The organism is Rhizobium sp. P1_B8 (assembly GCF_056406515.1).
In genome coordinates this window covers 84,162-103,401 of record NZ_JBFTZZ010000021.1, presented here as the reverse complement: position 1 = coordinate 103,401, position 19,240 = coordinate 84,162, and the positions used below count along the sequence as shown (strand labels likewise).

17 protein-coding genes are annotated in these 19,240 nt (G+C 58.3%); 15 read left to right on the top strand and 2 right to left on the bottom strand.

The features are described 5' to 3' along the window. The 9 genes from AC1D2N_RS23880 to AC1D2N_RS23840 form a co-directional block, all read left to right on the top strand. The coding region (locus AC1D2N_RS23880; protein WP_477982133.1) for a GTP 3',8-cyclase MoaA family protein at positions 1–402 on the top strand (402 nt) is incomplete at its 5' end. A gap of 431 nt (positions 403–833) precedes the next feature. Further along, the gene (locus tag AC1D2N_RS23875) at positions 834–1,268 is read left to right on the top strand and encodes a cyclophilin-like fold protein (protein WP_020572906.1); all 435 of its coding nucleotides are present in this window, start codon (positions 834–836) and stop codon (positions 1,266–1,268) included. A 147-nt stretch (positions 1,269–1,415) separates the two neighbouring features. Then, on the top strand, positions 1,416–2,594 hold the full coding sequence (locus AC1D2N_RS23870; protein WP_018517107.1) for an MFS transporter: 1,179 nt from the start codon (positions 1,416–1,418) through the stop codon (positions 2,592–2,594). A gap of 25 nt (positions 2,595–2,619) precedes the next feature. Continuing rightward, a complete protein-coding gene (locus AC1D2N_RS23865) occupies positions 2,620–3,729 on the top strand; it encodes an SDR family NAD(P)-dependent oxidoreductase (protein ID WP_245494222.1) in 1,110 nt (369 codons plus the stop codon). 159 nt (positions 3,730–3,888) lie between these two features. Then, on the top strand, positions 3,889–6,357 hold the full coding sequence (locus AC1D2N_RS23860; RefSeq protein ID WP_018517109.1) for an ATP-binding cassette domain-containing protein: 2,469 nt from the start codon (positions 3,889–3,891) through the stop codon (positions 6,355–6,357). Next, a complete protein-coding gene (locus AC1D2N_RS23855) occupies positions 6,354–7,355 on the top strand; it encodes an ABC transporter permease (RefSeq protein WP_477982129.1) in 1,002 nt (333 codons plus the stop codon). The genes AC1D2N_RS23860 and AC1D2N_RS23855 overlap by 4 nt, the downstream gene beginning before the upstream one ends. 45 nt (positions 7,356–7,400) lie before the next feature. Further along, on the top strand, positions 7,401–8,441 hold the full coding sequence (locus tag AC1D2N_RS23850; RefSeq protein WP_104891212.1) for a substrate-binding domain-containing protein: 1,041 nt from the start codon (positions 7,401–7,403) through the stop codon (positions 8,439–8,441). Positions 8,442–8,731: 290 nt separating this feature from the next. Further along, entirely contained in the window at positions 8,732–9,643 is a 912-nt protein-coding gene (locus tag AC1D2N_RS23845) for an SMP-30/gluconolactonase/LRE family protein (protein WP_032990338.1), read from the top strand. 220 nt (positions 9,644–9,863) lie between these two features. Beyond that, on the top strand, positions 9,864–10,850 hold the full coding sequence (locus AC1D2N_RS23840) for a dienelactone hydrolase family protein (RefSeq protein WP_018517113.1): 987 nt from the start codon (positions 9,864–9,866) through the stop codon (positions 10,848–10,850). Between the two features lie 262 nt (positions 10,851–11,112). On the opposite strand, the gene AC1D2N_RS23835 is transcribed toward AC1D2N_RS23840, so the two are convergent. Further along, positions 11,113–12,090: a Bug family tripartite tricarboxylate transporter substrate binding protein gene (locus AC1D2N_RS23835; protein WP_026242376.1), complete on the bottom strand. Its 978-nt coding sequence runs from the start codon at positions 12,088–12,090 to the stop codon at positions 11,113–11,115. Between the two features lie 662 nt (positions 12,091–12,752). Here AC1D2N_RS23835 and AC1D2N_RS23830 point away from each other — a divergent pair. Then, positions 12,753–13,241: a hypothetical protein gene (locus AC1D2N_RS23830; RefSeq protein ID WP_018517116.1), complete on the top strand. Its 489-nt coding sequence runs from the start codon at positions 12,753–12,755 to the stop codon at positions 13,239–13,241. Further along, positions 13,238–13,975 (top strand): DUF4405 domain-containing protein, encoded by a 738-nt coding sequence (locus AC1D2N_RS23825; RefSeq protein ID WP_245275435.1) that lies wholly within the window; start codon positions 13,238–13,240, stop codon positions 13,973–13,975. The genes AC1D2N_RS23830 and AC1D2N_RS23825 overlap by 4 nt, the downstream gene beginning before the upstream one ends. Before the next feature lie 19 nt (positions 13,976–13,994). Here the strand turns inward: AC1D2N_RS23825 and AC1D2N_RS23820 are convergent, their stop codons facing one another. Beyond that, entirely contained in the window at positions 13,995–14,888 is an 894-nt protein-coding gene (locus AC1D2N_RS23820; protein ID WP_018517118.1) for a LysR family transcriptional regulator, read from the bottom strand. A 167-nt stretch (positions 14,889–15,055) separates the two neighbouring features. On the opposite strand from AC1D2N_RS23820, the gene AC1D2N_RS23815 reads away from it, so the two are divergent. The 4 genes from AC1D2N_RS23815 (at position 15,056) to AC1D2N_RS23800 (ending at position 19,115) form a co-directional block, all read left to right on the top strand. Next, positions 15,056–15,772, top strand: coding sequence for an SUMF1/EgtB/PvdO family nonheme iron enzyme (locus AC1D2N_RS23815; RefSeq protein WP_018517119.1), 717 nt, complete (start codon positions 15,056–15,058; stop codon positions 15,770–15,772). A 122-nt stretch (positions 15,773–15,894) separates the two neighbouring features. Then, positions 15,895–16,149: a hypothetical protein gene (locus tag AC1D2N_RS23810; RefSeq protein WP_128408339.1), complete on the top strand. Its 255-nt coding sequence runs from the start codon at positions 15,895–15,897 to the stop codon at positions 16,147–16,149. 243 nt (positions 16,150–16,392) lie between these two features. Then, a complete protein-coding gene (locus tag AC1D2N_RS23805; RefSeq protein WP_018517120.1) occupies positions 16,393–16,854 on the top strand; it encodes a (2Fe-2S)-binding protein in 462 nt (153 codons plus the stop codon). Beyond that, positions 16,851–19,115 carry a xanthine dehydrogenase family protein molybdopterin-binding subunit gene (locus tag AC1D2N_RS23800; protein WP_018517121.1) on the top strand — a complete coding sequence of 755 codons (2,265 nt, stop codon included), beginning with the start codon at positions 16,851–16,853 and terminating at the stop codon, positions 19,113–19,115. Before AC1D2N_RS23805 ends, AC1D2N_RS23800 begins: the two co-directional genes overlap by 4 nt. The last annotated feature ends 125 nt before the right edge of the window (positions 19,116–19,240 follow it).

The following is a 19,240-nucleotide window of genomic DNA, read 5'->3' as shown; positions in this document are numbered from 1 at the left end:
GAAGACCGCACCGACCAGTATCTGCCGCTTTCGAAACTGCGCGCCGATCTCGAAGACCAGTTCACCCTTGTCGACATCGATTACCAGACTGGCGGCCCGGCGCGTTACGTCAGGGTCGAGGAAACCGGCGGCCGCCTCGGCTTCATCACGCCGATGACCCATAATTTCTGTGAGAGCTGCAACCGCGTGCGCCTCACCTGCACCGGCACGCTCTACATGTGTCTTGGCCAGAACGACGCCGCCGATCTCCGCGCGGCACTCCGTGCCACTGAAGACGATGCCCTCCTCCACGCCGCCATCGACGAGGCCATCACTCGCAAACCCAAAGGCCACGACTTCATCATCGACCGCACCCATAACCGCCCGGCCGTCGCCAGGCATATGAGTGTCACAGGCGGGTAGTTGTCACGAATTGATGAGCTTAGGTCATAGCCGTATGCAAATTGCAGCCGCTAATCAATGAGTGGTGCTTTTGCTATCAATTAAACCGGTCTCACACAGCGTTAAAGGCACACGATATTGTCGCTGCCGGCGGGCGATCGTTTAGAGGATGGATATATGGGGAACCCATTTTGGACCGATATCATGCTTGGTGCTAGCGCAGCCCTGGTTCTTGTTGTCTCGGCAACCTTTTTTCTTTTCTGCTTTGGCGAAGCGCGTCTTTGGTGATCAAAAGGCGGCCCAGTCGATGGCATCCTATGATCATAGAGCGACGTTAAATTAGAAGACCTGACATCTAGAATAAGAGCTCGGCTTGCCAGTTTTAAAACTGAACCATCAATCGCGTTGAGGCAAAAACAATGAAAAGCACTGTGGTCACGCGTCGCAGTCTTATGGCGATGACCCTAGTGTGCGCAGTCCCCAAGCCTGGTTCCGCGCAGTCGCAGCGGCCAAGAACAATAGCTCAGGAAACGGTTATGAAAGTAGAATTCTCTTTCGCCGACTTTGTCTTTACCGCTACCCTTGAGGATAATCCGTCTGCGCGCGACCTCGCTGCAATGATGCCTTTGGACCTGACAGTGGACGACTATTCGACGAATGAGAAGATCGCCTATCTGCCGCGAAAACTTACCGAACAAGGGCGAAAGCCTTTTGCCAACGAAGCTCCTGGAGACCTTTGCTACTATGCTCCATGGGGCAATCTCGTCTTTTACTATGGTCACTACCGGTACGATAGCGGATTGATCCGCCTAGGCCGCCTTGACGACGGATTCGAGCCTCTCCTTACCCGTGGCAAATTTCCGCTCAAAGTAAGGCTTCTGGACTGACAGACAAGACGATCGCTCTACCACAGATGGTGGGAGCGACACTGATCCCTGCCACCGGTGACCTGCATCTGCGAGGTCCGTTCGCATCAACGTGCCATTCTGGCGTTGTCAATTCGCGCCTGAAAACATGAGCACCTGGAGAAAATAATGCTGATGAAAACGACGCCTGGCGAAGCAACAGCTGCCAACTGGAGCGCAGTCGTTGCGATGTCGCTTTGTGTGTTTGTGCTGATAGCGTCCGAATTCCTTCCTGTTAGCCTGCTGACGCCCATCGCAGGTGAATTGACGTTAAGCGAGGGACAAGCTGGACAGGCCATTTCGGTCTCGGGCATTTTCGCAGTCGCGACGAGCTTGTTCATCTCTTTCGTGTCTCGGGGCCTGGATCGAAAGACCGTGCTTCTTTCTTTGGTGGCGCTGATGTGTGGCTCGGGCGCGGTCGTTGGCCTCGCGCCGAACTATACAGTCCTCATGGTGGGGCGGGCGCTCCTTGGAGTTGTCATAGGCGGGTTCTGGTCCATGTCGACGGCAACGATTATGCGTCTTGTCCCCGAAATCGAGGTACCAAGGGCCCTTGCCTTCCTGAACGGTGGGAATGCCTTGGCTGCGACCATCGCAGCGCCTCTCGGCAGCTTTCTCGGTGGGCTGATCGGCTGGCGCGGCGCCTTCCTCTGTGTCGTACCGCTTGCTGCAGTCGCAGCATGCTGGCTGGCTTTCTCGCTCCCCCGGATGCAGGGGGGAAGCGCATCCGGCGCGACAGCCACATTCCGCCTCCTTGGTAGACCCGCAGTGGCTGTCGGAATGGCAGTCTTTTTTCTTTTCATGGGGCAGTTCGCGCTGTTCACCTATCTGCGGCCGTTCTTGGAAACGGTCACCCATGTCGGTGTCCCCATGCTTTCGCTGCTGCTTCTCATCGTTGGCATCGCGGGATTTGCCGGAACGATGTTCATCGGACAACTGTTGAACAAGACCTTGTACGGCGTGCTGGTTTTCGCTCCCCTATTTATGGCGCTCATTGCTATCGCGCTATCTCTCTCCGGCGGTTGGATTTTCGCTACCGCCATGCTTCTCGCACTCTGGGGCCTTGCGACCTCCGGGCCGGTCGGTTGGGGTGTGTGGCTTACACGCTCTATGCCGCGCGACGCTGAGGCAGGCGGAGGGCTGATGGTTGCAAACATCCAGTTTGCAATCACCTTGGGCGCGACGATCGGTGGCGTTCTGTTCGACGCGTTCGGTTACGAAGCGACGTTCCTTACCAGTGCAGGAATTCTGGTGGTCGGCGCGCTGCTTGCCTGTTTGTCTTATCGGCTCTCTCGAAACGAGATTTAAACGGGGAATCAGACCAGCCGCCGCGATGAGCGAGATGCCTCGCAGCCTCGTCGCGCGTCGGGTTCCTCAAAGAATTACTTCCTTCTATGCGTTGAAAAACGGCTTGGTCAAAAAAGCAGGTATAATCGTAGGCTATACAGCGCGCCGGCAACGAATCTGTCTCTATCCCATTGCAAAATATCGCTTTTTTCTAAAACTAACCAAGCAAGGTGGGGCCGCAGCGCCCGCAACCTCCACCTTCGCTCCGTTGACAAAAATCCACGCGCTACCAATACCGTTGACCTGCAAGCAGTGGAGGCTTGCAAGCCAACCCGCCGTTGCAAAGCAGACAAGGGACGTGATCGACACGTGGGCAATCGCGTCGCAGTGGAGGACTGAAATGAATAGATTTGAAGGTCGTACGGTGATGGTCACCGGGGCTGGCAGTGGTATTGGAGCGGCCTGTGTGCGCCGTCTGCATGACGAGGGGGCGGACGTTGTCGCCATCGATGTAACCAGCCAAGCCGTGGATAAGATCGTCTCGGAATTCGGCGGCAGCGCGCGTGTCCAGGGAGCGGTGCTCGATGTGTGTGACCAGTCGGCGGCTTTGGCCCTGGCAGCAGAAACGCGGGCGCGGCTTGGTCGGTTAAACGGCCTTGTCAATTGTGCGGGGATTACGGGCGTTGCCAACATTCTCGATGTCGAGCCGGAGAAGCTCGAACGCGTCTTGGCTGTCAACTTCGGTGGCACCGTGAACATGTGCCAGGCTTTCGTACGAGCCGTCCAACACGACAACGGCCCGCGCGCCATCGTCAATATCTCGTCCGGCGCAGGTGTGATGGGCGTGGCAAACCGATTGCCCTATGTTGCCTCCAAATTCGCTGTATCCGGTATCACCAAGTCAATGTCTCCGGAGCTTGGACCGCTGGGCATCCGCGTCAACGCGGTGGCGCCTGGCATGACCAACACGCCTCTTGTCGAATACATGTTGAAGGACCCGGCAGCGGTCGCGCGAATTAAGGCTGCCCATCCGATCGGGCGCATGGGTGAACCGGAGGAGATTGCCGCTGTCATCGCCTTCCTGCTCACCGACGACGCCAGTTTCATGACGGGCGCGGTGGTGTCGGTCGACGGTGGCCAGACGGCCTGCTTGTAACAGGGGCTGCATCCCAAGCGATGGCTTGGAACGTCAGATCAGGTCCTCACGAACGACCTAAGCACTGTCCGGCATGAGAGCCGGACAGGACCGCTGATCGAAACCTGCCATGACAGACTGAAGGGTTAAAAGCACAAGATCTTCGGGAGGAGGATAGGCGTGAAAGACGACAGTGCAAGGCAAGCAACAGAGTCGGAGGGACCGGTCCTCATCTCGGTCCGTGAACTGTCAAAGAGCTTTGGCGCCAACAAGGTGCTGCGTGAGATCAGCCTCGACATCCGCGCCGGCGAAATTCTCGTCTTGCTGGGTCCGAACGGGGCTGGAAAATCAACATTCCTGAACATTATCGGTGGCACTCTTCCGGCAAGCTCGGGCACCATGACGCTCAACGGTCAGCGGATCGATTTCGATAGTTACATCGCCGGCGCGGCGCGCGCCAATGGCATCCAGCGGGTATTTCAGGAGCTCTCGACGTTCGCCAATTTGACGGTCGGCGAAAATTTGGCGCTGACCTCCCATCAAAGGACCGCGACGTCCAGGCGAGAGCTGATGCGCATCGCCCGTGAACGACTGCAAGTTTTTCCCGGCAATCTGATTGATGTGAGTGCAGAGGTCTCGGAACTGTCAGTGGCTGAGCGACAGATGGTCGAAATCGCCCGTGCGATGACAGAGCAAGGCACGCGTTTGGTCATCCTGGACGAGCCGACATCGGCCTTGTCGACACACGAGGCAGAGCAACTGGCTGATCTCGTGCACCGTAAGGCGGATGAGGGCGTCGCGATCATCTATGTAACGCACAAGCTCGAAGAGGCTCTGAAACTTGCCCATCGCGTGGTCGTGCTGCGCGACGGACAGTTGCACTTTGACGGCGATGGGCGTTCGCTCACGCACGACCAGTTGTTGGGTTTGCTCGGGGCTGCCGCAGATCAGCATCATACCGCCGAACCACAAACGAATAGTCCGGTCCTGCAGGATCTTCTGACTGTCCAGAGCCTGACCGGCCCACGGCTGCACGACATCTGCATCCATGTCGGCAAGGGCGAGATCGTGGGCGTCGCCGGACTCGAAGGTGCGGGCCAACGCGAACTGCTGCAAACTCTATTTGCCACGCGGGGTCGCACTTCCGGCGCGATCCGGTCGCTGAGTGAAATGGCTTATGTCAGCGGTGACCGCAAGCGCGAGGGCCTTCTGCCTTTGTGGAACGTCGAGGACAATGTCGCAATCTCGGCCGCACCCCGCTTCTCGCGCTTCGGGTTTGTGGATTTTTCTGCCTTGAAGACAACAGCTCAGAATTGGCTATCCGAGCTCGGACTGAGCCATCGTGCCGGTTCGCAAATCGTCAGCCTGAGCGGCGGCAACCAGCAGCGTGCTTTGCTTTGTCGCGCCTTGGCCAGCGAAGCGCCGCTTCTGCTTCTGGATGATCCAACACGCGGTGTCGATGCGAATGCAAAGGCCTCGATCTATGCCATCTTGGGCAATGTGAGGGAAAGCGGTCGTAGCGCAATTCTCTATTCGACAGAGGTTGCCGAATTTCATCAGTGCGACCGGGTCTATGTCATGGCACGCGGTCATGTCGTGGCCGAGCTCAGTGGCGCTGAGGCGACAGAAGAACGCATTGTCCAAGCGTCTTTCACCAATCCAAGCGGTGCAAGCACGCCGCTTAACACGATGGCTGCGGCGACTGATCGAAGCCTCTTTCGCAGCGCCTCGCTCAGGCGGCTGATCGCCTGGCGCTCTTTGCCGGCTTCAATATTGATGATTGCCATGTTTGCACTGGCATTCTGGCAGCAACCCAATGCGCTGAGCACCTTCGGGTTGGAGCTGCTGCTGCAGGCGTCAATTCCGCTGGCCTTCGCCGTGGTGGCGCAGATGTTGTTCTTGTTGGGCGGTGACATTGACCTGGGGCTAGGCTTTGCGATCGGCCTCGCCAACGTTCTGGCGGCAACCTACCTGGTCGATGCGCCGGGACTAGGGCTCCTGGCGCTGGCTGGCCTGGTCGCAGGCTATGTTCTGCTGGCGCTGATTGTCGAACTTCTGGGCGTGTCATCCGTCGTGGCGACACTTGGCGCGTCGTTTGTCTGGCTGGGACTGGGGCTTATGGTACGCGAAACCCCGGGCGGGCATTCGCCTGAATGGCTGGCTGCGGTCGCTCACGTCAAGTTGTGGCCGTTGCCACTCGCCTGCTACGTCCTGATTGCCGTTGCGCTTCTGGGACTGTGGATTTGTCAGGGCTGGGGTTACAGCATCCGGCTACGCGCTCTGGGTCATAACCGGCGGACATACGTGTCCCTTGGATTTTCAGCACTTGCGGGACGTGTCACGCTTTATGCGCTCGCCGGAAGCTTCGCAGTATTGTCTGGCCTGCTTCTTACCGCGGCGACCGGCGCTGGCAACGTCCATGTCGCCTCCAGCTTCACCCTGGCTACCATCGCCGCTGTCGTGGTCGGCGGAGCAAGTTTCGCGGGCGGCCTCGTTGCTCCGATTGGTGCCGTCATGGCGGTGGTAGGCATATCGCTGATCACGACGAACCTCGGCTTCCTTGGCATCAGCTCGGAATACTCGACTGCGATTGGCGGATTGGCGCTGATCACCGCACTGAGTTTCCGCTCGATTTCGAGGTCGGTATGATGAGCCAATCGACGATCACGACAACACCTCTCGACCCGAGGCCTGAAACACCCGTAAGCAGCTGGCGAAAACTTCTGGTTCAGTCCTGGATGGGGGCGTTGGTCGCAGCGGTCGCCTTGTGGCTGCTGGCCGGATGGGTGACAGGATCCCTGTCGCTTTCCTTCGTCCTGGCCAATGCGACCATTGCCGGCTTCCTAACGTTGGCCGGAATAGCCCAAATGGCGGTGATCGCCAGCGGTCCGGGAAATTTCGACCTGTCACTGCCTTACGTCATAACTTTCGGCGCCTATGTTATGTCTGCAGGCTTTCTGGGACAGGGAAACATCCTCGGATCGTTGGCGCTCACGTTGATGGCAGGTGCGTTGGCTGGTGCATTGAATGCCTTGCTGATAGTGCGCCTGCGCATTCCTGCCATCGTGGCAACACTGGCATCCGGCTACATCATCTACAGTCTGATTGTCGCCATCCAGAGTGGAGGCTTCAGTCGTGTCGGCGGTCTGTTCGAGGCGACGTTGCGGATGCGCATTGCCGGCCTTTCAGGTGTTTTGGTTATCACTTTGCTGACGCTCGTCTTGGTGGCGATCGTACTCTCGCGCACGGTCTTTGGTCTTCAATTGCACGCGATGGGCCAGAACGGCGAAGCCGCGCGTCTGGCCGGTGTACGGCGCGGCTGGCTGATACTTGGGACCTTTGTGCTGTCTGGCGTACTGGGCGCTTGGCTGGGTGCCTTGCTAGCCACCTATCAGGGAGGGGTTTCGGCCGATCTCGGGCGCAGTTATCTGCTGGGATCGGTGGCGACCGTAGTCGTGGGCGGCACCCGGATTACCGGAGGCGTCACCTCGGTTTTCGGCACGGCGCTTGGCGCGCTGGTGCTCACCCTTGCCCAATCGGACCTGATACTTCTGCAGCTCAGCATTGGCGCTCAATACGTCATTCAGGGCCTGATCGTCCTGGGGACGGTCTGCCTGGTGGCGGCCCGGTCATCGAACAACAGATAGTCCGCAGCAGCGGACACAGAGACCTACAACAAGGAGGAGGAATGTATGCGACGAGGTAACGCGAAAAGACGGGCCGTGATGGTGGGCGGACTGCTATTGGCGGCAGCGTTCGCTGGTGCGATGGCGACCGGGCCTGTGATGGCCGAGGATAAGATCACGATCGGTGTCGCCATGCCGTTCCAGGGCAATGGTTGGCAGAAGGGCTTCCTGGCTGCGGCCCAGTGGGCTGCGGCCGAACTGAATGCAAAGGGCAAGGAGGTTGAACTCAGCGTCGTCGATGCCGCAGGCGACCCGCAGACCCAGATCCAGCAGATCAACAACCTGACCCTGCAGGGGGTCGACTTCATCATTCTCGAACCCTTGTCGGATACGGCGCTGAATGGCGCGATCGACAATGCCGTCAATGCCGGCATTCCAGTGCTAACGACCGCGCTGGGCTCTGTTACCAACTCCAAGGCGGTCGATCTGCAGTTCGACTATGACGAACTAGGCGAAAAATATGTGAGCTACATCGCCGAACGGACGGGCGGCAAAGGCAATGCATTGAACATACGCGGATTGGCCGGAAACGCGGCCGAGCAAGCGATCCAGGATGCCTATGTCAAGGCACTGACGAAATATCCAGACATCAAGATCGTTGCGGAAGTTTACGGAGACTGGAACCAGTCCGTCGCCCAGCAGCGGGTCTCCGCTATTCTGCCAACACTGCCCGACGTGAACATCATTTTCTCCCAGGGCGTTGCAGCCTTCGGTGCGGCCCAGGCCTTCATGTCCGCTGGGCGCGACGTACCGCTGCAGATCTACGGCTTTGACGGCGTCGATGCCAACCTGCTTCTCGAGCTGAACGCGAAGTCTGGCTATCAATCGGTGGCGATCAATACCGACCCTGGTATTGGCAGCGTCGCAGTCAACGTGGCGGTTGCAAAGCTCAGCGGTATTGATGTGCCCATGAAGATGATTTCTCCCATCCCCACGATCACGCTGGAGGATCTCAAAACGACCTATAAGGGCATGGCCGACAGCGACATAGCCTGGGTGAAATACGACTATGACTGGACGCTTGCGAATGTCATTCACGCCAAGTAACCCGGAGACTGATTGAACGGTTTCCTCCCGGCACCGCGCCGCAGGGACGAAAGTCCGGCGGCGCGGATTGCTGGCTGCACGATCAGCCGCGTCGCCGACCAACACATGCAACGGCCGTGCAGATCCCGAAATGAACTCGCCTGTAGCTCGCTTCTTTCCGTTTTTGGCGCTCCTGACCGCGCGACAAAATCTCTGTGCGGGTCACACTGACAGCCGCGACGTGGGAAGGGATGAAAGACGCCCTCAATAGAGCTCGCCGCCCTAGGAAACAACATGACGAAAGGAGCAACATAGTGACTGAGCACTACGAGATTCTCGACAAGCGTTTCCACGATAAAGTCGCGGTGCTTTTTCCGCCGGAAGAGCTTTTCAACGCCGGCCTTTTCACCGAGGGCCCGGCCTATTTCCCGGCCGGCCGCTTTCTCCTTTTCACCGATCTTCCAAACGATCGCATCATGCGTCTGGACGAAACGGATGGATCAATCAGTGTATTTCGCCACGATTGCGGCCATCCAAACGGTCAAACCGTGGACCTTGAGGGCCGATTGCTCAGCTGTGAGCATCGCCACCGTCGTGTCAGTCGTACACAACACGACGGGAGCATCATCACCATCGCCGAAACCTGGCAGGGCAAAAAGCTGAACTCGCCAAATGACGTGGTCGTGACCTCTGACGGGGCAGTCTGGTTTACCGATCCGCCATATGGAATTCTGCATGATCTGGATGGTATGAAAGCCGAGTCAGAGATCAAGGCTTGCCATGTCTATCGCGTCGATCCGCATACCGGAGCCGTGGAGGCAAAGATCACCGATATGGTGATGCCGAACGGTCTGGCCTTTTCCCGCGACGAAAGCACACTTTATGTCGTCGACAGTGGCAAGAGCCATCACGAAAACGGCCCTGCGCACCTGCGGGCCTTCCAAGTCGATATCGACCACCGCATCACAGGCGGCAATGTCGTTGCAGAGTGCCCTGTCGGCATCTTTGACGGTTTAAGATTGGACAGCGACGATCATATCTGGATCAGCGCCGGGGATGGTGTCTATTGTTACGAGCCGGACGGCGGACTGCTGGGAACGATCAAGCTTGGAAAAATTGCAGCGAACCTTACCTTTGCCGGTCCCAGGCGCAACATCATGTACGTCTGCGCAACGAACTCGCTTTACCGAATTCGGCTCAAGATCAATGGCCGTAACCGCTAGGGAAGCATTCGCACAGTTCAGGTCGACAAACGCGCGATCGCCATTTTTTGAGGCAATGCCTCGAGGGCCGTTGCGAGACAAGTCCGCAGTTCGGCAGCAAATGCCACAAGAGGTCGGGCTTGCTGGTTGGCTGGCATTGTCAATCCGGCTCCGAGTTGAGGGAGTCATATGGTTTGGCGGCGTAACGTGCTAAGTTGAGCGCCAGTCGGAGGTGCTTGACATGGCACGCGTCATCGGAGCCGCCCTCACTCTGTGCATCGTGACACTGTTCGCAGCTTACGGACGCGCCGGGGAAGTCCGCCCGAAATTTCCCCCAGACGAGACATTGACAGTGCCATCGCTCACCCTGACGGACGAGCAGTTCTTGCAGGGGAATACGGCGAACGGAGTTGCTGTAACGCTGACTGGCCAGCTCCGATTCCCCAGTTGGAATGAGCATCTGCCGGCCGTCATTCTGCTCCATGGTTCCAATGGTGCTGCCAACAGCACGCCAGCAGTCCGATGGGGCGAATTTCTCAACAGAATGGGCATCGCCACGTTCCGCCTTGATAGTTTCGGCGGTCGAGGCATAGATCAGGTCGAGACAGACCAGTCGCGGCTGAGCTCTTTGGCACAATTCTACGATACCTATCGCGCCGTCGACGTGCTCGCGGCTCACCCGCGGATCGATCCATCACGCATCGCCGTGATGGGCTTTTCGCGCGGTGGCTCCGCCGCGCTCTATACCAGCCTGCGGCGCTTCCAAGCCCTCCATGGGTCGGCAAAGGCGCGCATTGCCGCACATCTTTCGTTCTATCCTGCGTGCAACATTCACTTTGTCGATGAACTCGACATTGCCGACGCACCAGTCCGCGAATTCCACGGCGCGGCGGATGACACGACCCTGGCTGTGGCGTGCCTTGATTACATCACGCGTCTCAACGCCGCCGGTAAGGACGCTGTCATGAGCGAGTATCCCGGCGCGCACCACGGGTTCGACAACCCCGATGCACGGTTGGTTTCCGTTGCCCAAAGCGCACAATCTTCTCGCAATTGTCAGCGCCGCGAGGAAGACGGCAGGATACTCAATGACGAGACTGGCAAGCCCTTCACCTTCAATGATGCTTGTGTGCAACTCGGCTCGACCGTGGGTTACGACAAAGCTGCGACCGAGGCAGCACAAGCCACAGTGAGGACGTTCTTGACGGGAGTATTTCGCCTCAACTGATCCGATGGCTAAGCATCGAGAGCGGGCTGCTGACAGAACTATCTGATTGAACGCGCTGTCGTGAACCACATGTTGCGTCATTCAGACCGCAATGGGCTGGAAGGGAGGCGGTTCGCTCCGGGGGACTGCTTTTTTGAGCTACAAGACCGAGCTGGTGGCATTTGCTCCAAATAGCGGACAAGTTCTTCGTGCCCCAGACGAACGAGCTCAGCTCCGCGAGATGTTGCCTATCGCCACGTAGCGGCGATAGGCCGTGTGTGGATTACAGCGAAATACCAAGCTCGCGTATCAATGGCTGTAAAATCGCTTTGTCGTCATGCCAGCGCGTCAAGAACGATTGTGGATCACTCGCCGGCGCGCCCAAGCCAAGTTCCGCATATCGTGCTTTTACGGCTTCGTCCTGCAGGGCAAAGGCAAGCGCGCTGCTAAGACGATTGACCACTTCATCGGGCGTAGCACGTGGGACGATCATGCCCTGCCACGCCCCCGCGGTGAAACCCGGAAGAACCTTTTCATCGAATGTCGGGGTGTCTGGCAGAGCTGCCAAGCGCGATGCGGAAAATGTCGCGAGCGGCCTCAAGTCACCGGAGCGGATGACCTCGCGAGCCGTGGCATAGTCGATCACGATGGAGGGGACGACGCCGGCCAGAACGTCATTCAATGCCGGAGCCATGCCCCGGTAGCTGATGTGCTCGAGCTTCAGGCCGGCTTGACGTGCCAGCCTTTCCATTGCCAAATGCAAGGGGCTACCAACGCCCGGGCTAGCAAAGGCGATAGGCTGGGAGGTTGTCTTTGCCTGATCGATAAATTCTTTGACGGATTGGTACGGCTGGGCTTTCGAGACGGCCAACAGGATGTTGACGTCAGCATAGGCGCCAACGGGGCGGAAGTCCTTGTCCGGGTCGTATTGGAGATTTTTATATGCAACCGGGTTGATGATCAGGGTGCCGTTGTCGGCAGCACCGACCGTGAGGCCATCGGGATGGGCATGGGCGAGAGCGGTTGCGCCAATTGAGCTGCCGGCGCCGGGACGGTTGTCGACGATGATTGTCTGGCCAAGTTTCTGGGACATCGGGCCACTCAGCAGCCGTGCGATGAGGTCGGTCGCTCCCCCAGGTGGATAGCCCACAATCCATCGGATCACATCTGCCGCTGCAGCGCGGCCACTCATGGCCCCAAGTGCGCCAAGCGCCAACCCTCCTGCAAGGACATTCCGTCTCGTCGGGTTTTTCATTTCCATTTTTTGATCCCTCCCAGGGCTTTCGTGAACGGGCAGCAGGACACCCACTGCGTTGTTCGTGCTCTTATGAAGCGGCGCGTAAAAGGCGCTTCGAACTCCTCCATTCGCTGACGATATCTTCCAGCCGCATCACACCACAAGCTGCAGGCAATTAACGGTATAACTTTGTTTTATACCGGGGCCAGAGCCGGATCCGGTCGACGCGGGGCTGTCGCCAGAGCACACGCTTCAGGCCCGCTGGACAAACATTGCATTCGCAGCATTGGTCCTGACGACATCCCTACTGGTCGAGACGCTTCATTGTGTCTCTCCTCTTATCGGCCACGGTCGACACGGGCTTGACATTCATGGCTGGCGAAACGCTGACGCCGGCCTCCTGAAGGCGGCGCAAAGTTTCCGATATCGGGTTGGCGCGGAAGGCGTCTTTCCGCGCGAGAGAGACCAGCGGAGATTGATGAATCAGGCTCATAGCTACAAACGGCTAGGACCCCCTAATTGACTTTCAGGTGAGCTGCTATGTCTCACGCATGTCAAGGCTGGATTCAAGATCTGCCCGGCCCCGCAAGGCAATCCTTGTTTTCGCCGAATGACAAGGAAGGCTCACGAAGAACATCGGGCAGTCTCAGGGTGCCGGCGTTCGTCCTGAAAGGATGTAAAAAAACATGGCAAAGTTTGGACTGCGCAGCAGTCTCGCTTCGATAGCTGGCTTGATTGTCCTTGTGGGTGGCTACCTGATGTCGCCCGAGACAGACGGACCGAGGCCAGCCTTCGCAGAAGCAAACCAGGTGACTTTTCCACCGCTTGACCAATTGTCGCACTACACGACGGTTCGCCGCGGCATTACCCGAGAGCATATGCTAACGAGCGAGACAGCCCTTGGTGCCATAAAGGCGGGCAAGAACGTACCGACCGGCACGCATGTGGTGCTTGTCGATTACCAGAGCGATGTGCTGACGCGCTATCTCGTTGCGCAAAAAATGGGAGAGGGCGTCGACGACTGGCAGTATCAATGGTTTTGGCCCGATCAGACCATCAAAGCCGATGAAAATATCGCGCAATGTTATTCGTGCCATCAGCGGTCCCGCGGCGATCGCCAGTTCATGTTTACGTTCAGCGATGCGTTGGCGTTCGATGGGAGCCCACCACCTTGAAAAAACTCTTTATAACGCGCCTCTTGCTGCCAGGGTGCATGGCAACGTTGCTGCTCCTCTCGCTTGCCTATTGGTGGCTCGACAACCGGCCGCATGAAGTGTTCGGAACGGCATTGTTTGTCATGCTAGCATGGCACGTTGGCGTGAATCGGCTCTGGTTCACGAATCTGTTGCGCGGTCGTTATGATGCCCGTCGAACGGTCACGGCATTGCTGCATCTGCTTCTGATCGGAAACATGCTTGTGCTGTTGATCACAAGCATCATCATATCAAAATCGCTCTTTGCCTCCCTTCCTATCCCTGACAGCATTTATCTTCGCGACATCCACTGGTTCTCGGCCTATTGGGTGATGATCATCGTCGGCGTTCATCTCGGCCTCCACTGGACCCGGGTCATGGCGGTGGTACGATCCTGCCTGGGCATGACAAGCCAAAGCAGGGTCGCGATTTGGGCTCTGCGGTTGACTGCGGTCGCGGTTGCCGGCTTCGGCGTTTTGAGCATGCGGATGCTTGGCGTGTGGGCCAAGTTAACCTTTACCTACAGCCTTGATTTTTGGGATTTTACGGCCTCGGTCACGCCGTTCTTCGGTTATTGGGCCGGCGTCGTCGCCCTGCCAGCCGTCATCACGCACTATGGCATGAGTTGGTGGCGAGGTGGAGTAATGGGTCGATCTGGAAGGCGTGTGGAGCGAAGATCTCGTGGCCGCGCTTTAGAGGACGCAACAGGTGCATGAGCCCGCGCTGGTCTTCTCGCTAGTCGCGATGGCGCAGCGCGTCGAGCACCGCAATGAACGCAGGAGAGGACTGCCGGCGGCTGGGATAGTACAGATGGTACCCGTCCCAGTGGGGAGAAAATTTCTGAAGCATGCGCACAAGGCGCCCCTCCGCAACATAGGGGAGGATGATTTCTTCCGGAATATAGGCGAGACCGAAGCCGTCCAGGGCAGCTTCCAGGATATCGAACGTGTTGTTGAAGCTGGCTTGGCCATCGACACGAATTCGGATCTCGCGTCCGTCTTCCTCGAATTCCCAGGCGTAAAGGCCGCCGGAACTTGGCAGCCGGAAGTTGATGCAAGTATGGCTGACCAGATCTTTCGGGTGCTGCGGTTCCGCATGGTTTCGAAGGTACGAGGGCGCACCGACGACGGCCAGACAAAAGTCGGGGCCGATGCGGGCCGATATCATGTCCTTTGCCAGATGCTCGCCCATACGCACACCGGCATCAAAACGTTCGGTCACAATATCGGTCAGGCCATTGTCGAGTACAAGCTCGACTTTGACATCAGGATATTCGGGGAGAAGTTCGCGCAGTTTTGGCCACAGCAAATGTTTGATCGCGTAGTCGGAGGCGGAAATACGAATTGTCCCGGCAGGTTTGTCACGCAAGGCGCTGAGCGCATCGACGTGCATTTCAATCTCGTCAAAATGCGGAGCAATGCCATCAAGCAAGCGCTCACCCGCTTCTGTCGGGGTGACCGCGCGCGTGGTGCGCGTCAACAGGCGTACACCCAACCGCGCCTCGAGCTGACGTATCGTATGGCTCAAAGCGGACTGAGATACGCCGAATTTAGCGGCGGCCCTTGTGAAGCTGCGCTCTCGGGCAACCGCGACAAACGCCATGAGGTCATTAACATTTTCGCGCGGCACTCATGAATCCTTCTCATCTGATTGGACCCTTATAGCGCCACAGTGATGAATAGAACAGCGAAGGATTGATGACGGCGGTCACAACGCCATCACAAGGAGATCACATTTACGGAGGTGGCCGGCGTAGCCGGGCTGGGGATACATGAAGAACGCGGGAGGAGAGAAGCGTGACGTCTCAAACCAACGAAGTGCATGCCGAGAAACGGAAAGTAACGGTCGGTGATTTCCGGGAATTTGTAAGCCGCACCTCATATCTCACGGACTGCGAGAGACGTGGAGGCGGCTGGATCTTCGTGAGGAAAAAATGGGAACAAAAGCCCGACGCGTCTTGGGACAATCCCTACATGGATCAAGGCGAGGATGATCCGGTCGTCCTGGTGAGTTGGCACGATGCCGTGAAGTTTGCAAACTGGAAAAGCGCCCGCGAGGGCCTTGGCCAGGCTTACACGTTTGTGCCAACAGACAAGGAATGCCTGGTGAGCGTTGATTTCGCTTCCGCAGGGTACCGCCTACCGACCGAACGCGAGTGGGAAGCAGCGCCCCGCGACCCCGTTGGCCCCTTAATGCCAGGCACGAAACCACGAAAGAATGTCAACGCTGTAGAGCAAATGTTCCCGGGAGGGCTTTGGGGTGAGGGCGGGTGGCCGTCGGACAGATTGGAATGGTGCTGGGACCCGGGAGACCTCGCAGGGGAGGGCATTGTCAATTTTTCCAAGACGGGCCTTGCCCAACCGCGGATCTGCCGTGGCCGAAACACCGTCAGGCAAAATGGGCGGCAGCCCAGTCGAGGAGCCTGCGATCCGTTTGCGGCGGCGACCACGCTGGGCTTCAGCCTGGTTGGAGGGGTATCGGACACCGGCACACATCAGGTTGCTGAAGATTGATGAGCTGAGTTCATATCAACAAACGCTTTCAGGGCTCTAATCGCAGCCGATCGGTATACCCACTTTGTGACCGTCTGGCGGAACGCGACGTTCTGCCAAAACCGCTGCAAAGAGAGCCATTCATGTCCTATGATCCGCACAGCTACGATCCACACGACTACGTAGTCGATTCCCGCCGGCTGGGCGCGGGTTTCGGTTTGGCAGGGGTTGTCATGCTCGGCCTGTTCGCGATCAGTTGCCCTGCGGCGTCGGAAGGATCCGGCCTGCGCGAAGACGCTCATGTTCGCTGTCAACAAGCGACATCCCGAACCGATTGCTCAAAAGAACTGGCCTCGGTAGGTACGCACCTGTCTGGACAGGGAATTTTGGCGTCATAGCCTGTTGCGCAACGAGCTATTTCGATTTTAGTCGCCTTCCCGCGCATCGGTGCATTTGGTTTACCCAAGATGGTTCTCCACTAATGAGCGGAGGTCATGACAGCTATCGGGTTTCCCCCCCTAATCATGCTCTTGCTGCAGGTTTACAATTTCAAATCGATTGCGAGCTTGGGCCCCTCAAGCGCTAGTTTCTTTACGTTTTTCACCGTTCGCCTTTGAAGCAGACTGCATCGGAGCAATTTCATGAGACTTCAGATCAATGAACAGACCTATGAGGTGGAGTCGAGCGGAGACACGCCACTTCTCTGGGTGATCCGCGATGAACTCGGTCTTACGGGTACAAAGTATGGATGCGGGCTGGCGCAATGCGGCGCCTGTTCAGTCATGGTTGACGGCCAAATAACCCGGTCATGCGTAACGCCACTGGACAGCGTCGCGGACCGCAAGATCACCACAATTGAAGCGATCGAGGCCGATCCAGTCGGTCAGAAGGTCGTGGCCGCATGGGTATCCCATCAGGTTCCCCAGTGCGGCTACTGTCAATCGGGCCAGGTCATGGCGGCAACGGCTCTTCTCAAAGAGACGCCCAATCCGTCCGATGACGATATCGCTGCCGTCATGATCAATCTCTGTCGTTGCGGGACCTACAATTCGATCACGGCCGCTGTTCACGATGTGGCCGGACAGAAGGTGGAAACGCTATGAGCAATATCATTCGCGATCTCGCTAAGGACAACGACTTTACGAGCGGAAGACCGGTCAACATTTCGCGACGGGGATTTCTTCTTGGCTCCATCGGAACGGCCGCAGGTTCTCTGGTGCTCGGTTTCGGATTGCCGGTACGACCCGCGCTGGCGCAGGCGCCCGCGGTCATGACGCCGGGAACGCGCGTTCCTGCCTTCCTCGAAATTCGCCCGGACAACACCGTGCGCCTCATGAGCCCATTCGTGGAGGGAGGCCAAGGTATCTTTACGGCGATGGCGCAGATCGTCGGTGAAGAACTCGATATGGACCCCAGTTCGTTCAGCGTGGAAAATGCGCCGACTGGCTCGGATTATCTGATTATTGGCGGCAAGATGCGCATCACCGGCGGCAGCATGTCCGTGCGCATGAGCTACGATACGATGCGCCGGCTGGGCGCCCTTGCCCGCGCAATGATCCTCGAGGCCGCCGCAAAGCGCCTGAATGTCCCGGTTGGGGAGATGACGAGCGAGCCGGGTCAGGTCATCCATGCCGCATCCGGCCGCAAACTTACCTATGGCGATGTTGCGACGGATGCGATGAGCCTTCCCGTTCCGGCTGCGGAAAGTGTGTCGCTGAAGGAGCGCAGCCAGTTTCGCTGGATCGGGAAACCGATCAAGCGGCTCGACATTCTCGATAAATCGACCGGTCGGGCGATCTATGCCATCGACTGCAAGGTCGACGGCATGCTCCAAGCTTCTGTGCAGCATGCCCCACGTCTGGGAATGGCGGTTGGAAACATTCGCAACGAGGCCGATGTCAGGGCGATGCCCGGCATCCATTCGGTCCATCGGCTCCCTGGTGCTGTGGCGGTGGTCGCCGAGCGGTGGTGGAATGCGAAGCGCGCAGCAGAAGCGCTGGTCGTCGATTGGATCGAGGCGGGCTCCAAGCCGCTGATACCCGGCACGCGTAACATGCCCGCAGACTTTTCCACCGCAGCGTTCAGCGAACGCCTCGCCAACGAGCCGGGAACCGGTAAGGATGCGGAAACGGCGGGAGATGCACCTGCCGTCCTTGCTGGCGCAAAGTCGGTTGTGTCGGCGACCTATCGCAGCCAGTATCTGAGGCATGCGCAGTTGGAGCCGCCATCAGCACTGGCGCGCTTCAACGACGATGGAACGCTCGATGTCTGGGCGCCGAACCAGGCGCCTGAGATGTTTCAAGCTGAGATCGCCAAAACGACCGGGCTCGATGCGTCCAAGATCAGTGTTCACAGTCCCTTGCTGGGTGGTTTTTTCGGCCGGCATTTTCTCTATGCGGCAGCTAGCCCGTTTTCCCAGGCCATAGAACTCGCAAAGCAGGTTGGACGGCCCGTCAAGGTGATCTGGACCCGGGAAGAGGAATTTTTGCGCGATCCCCTTCGACCGATGGCTTCGGTGCGGTTTCGCGGCTCCCTTGACGACGACGGCATGCCCGCCGCCATCGAGGCCATCAGTATCTGCGAAGGCCCGACGGAAGGTTTGTCCGGACACGATGAAAACAAGATCGACGAAACCGCTGTCGAGGGGCTAACCGGAAAGGCATATGCCATCCCAAATCGCCGGATCGCCCAGATCTATGTGGAAAACCCGACGATGCTCGCTTATTGGCGTTCGGTCGGCAACTCCATGAACGACTTCTTCTACGAGGCGTTCCTCGACGAAATGGCCGATGCAGGCAAGCAGGACCCTTTCGCCTTGCGCCTCCATCTCCTGAAGGACAATGAGCGGCTCAGCAACCTGTTAAAGGCCGTTGCGGAGGCGTCAGGCGGATGGAAGAGGGGACCTTTTACGGCGGAGGACGGCTCGCGTCGTGCGCGCGGCATCGCCATGGCGTCGCCTTTCGGCAGTCACGCGGCGGCTATCGCGGAAGTGTCGATCCGTGCTGGCGAAGTGGTCGTCCACGATGTGTGGGAAGCGATCGACCCGGGCAGCATCGTCAACCCGGCCATCATCGAAGCGCAACTCAACTCGGCAATCGCCCTCGGAGTGTCGCAAGTGTTGATCGAGGAAGCCATTTACGAGCAGGGCGAGCCGGTCGCTCGCAACTATGATCTCTACCCCATCTTGCCGCCCAGCCGGATGCCGCGGGTTCATGCCCGCATCGTCGAAAGCGGCGCTGCAATGGGCGGCATCGGCGAACCGGGACTTCCTGCCATCCCTCCGGCAGTGGCCAATGCCGTGTCCACCCTGACAGGTCGGCGTGTCCGCAGCATGCCGTTGTCGCAATACAGGTTCGAGAGCTAGACCGCCGGCCGTCGTAGCATCGGACTGACCCATCTCACTAAATTTCGGCGGTGCGATGGGTCGCGACTGCAGCGACGATACCGGCCGCTTTGGTTTCTTTGCTCATATTACAGGATGGATTGTCC

What these genes read in the sequence shown, in the direction of transcription:
- AC1D2N_RS23875 (WP_020572906.1), top strand. Translation starts at nt 834, where the DNA reads ATGGCGATGACCCTAGTGTGCGCAGTCCCCAAGCCTGGTTCCGCGCAG.
- AC1D2N_RS23870 (WP_018517107.1), top strand. Translation starts at nt 1,416, where the DNA reads ATGCTGATGAAAACGACGCCTGGCGAAGCAACAGCTGCCAACTGGAGC.
- AC1D2N_RS23865 (WP_245494222.1), top strand. Translation starts at nt 2,620, where the DNA reads ATGAGCGAGATGCCTCGCAGCCTCGTCGCGCGTCGGGTTCCTCAAAGA.
- AC1D2N_RS23855 (WP_477982129.1), top strand. Translation starts at nt 6,354, where the DNA reads ATGATGAGCCAATCGACGATCACGACAACACCTCTCGACCCGAGGCCT.
- AC1D2N_RS23850 (WP_104891212.1), top strand. Translation starts at nt 7,401, where the DNA reads ATGCGACGAGGTAACGCGAAAAGACGGGCCGTGATGGTGGGCGGACTG.
- AC1D2N_RS23840 (WP_018517113.1), top strand. Translation starts at nt 9,864, where the DNA reads ATGGCACGCGTCATCGGAGCCGCCCTCACTCTGTGCATCGTGACACTG.
- AC1D2N_RS23835 (WP_026242376.1), bottom strand. Translation starts at nt 12,090, where the DNA reads ATGGAAATGAAAAACCCGACGAGACGGAATGTCCTTGCAGGAGGGTTG.
- AC1D2N_RS23830 (WP_018517116.1), top strand. Translation starts at nt 12,753, where the DNA reads ATGGCAAAGTTTGGACTGCGCAGCAGTCTCGCTTCGATAGCTGGCTTG.
- AC1D2N_RS23810 (WP_128408339.1), top strand. Translation starts at nt 15,895, where the DNA reads ATGTCCTATGATCCGCACAGCTACGATCCACACGACTACGTAGTCGAT.
- AC1D2N_RS23805 (WP_018517120.1), top strand. Translation starts at nt 16,393, where the DNA reads ATGAGACTTCAGATCAATGAACAGACCTATGAGGTGGAGTCGAGCGGA.
- AC1D2N_RS23800 (WP_018517121.1), top strand. Translation starts at nt 16,851, where the DNA reads ATGAGCAATATCATTCGCGATCTCGCTAAGGACAACGACTTTACGAGC.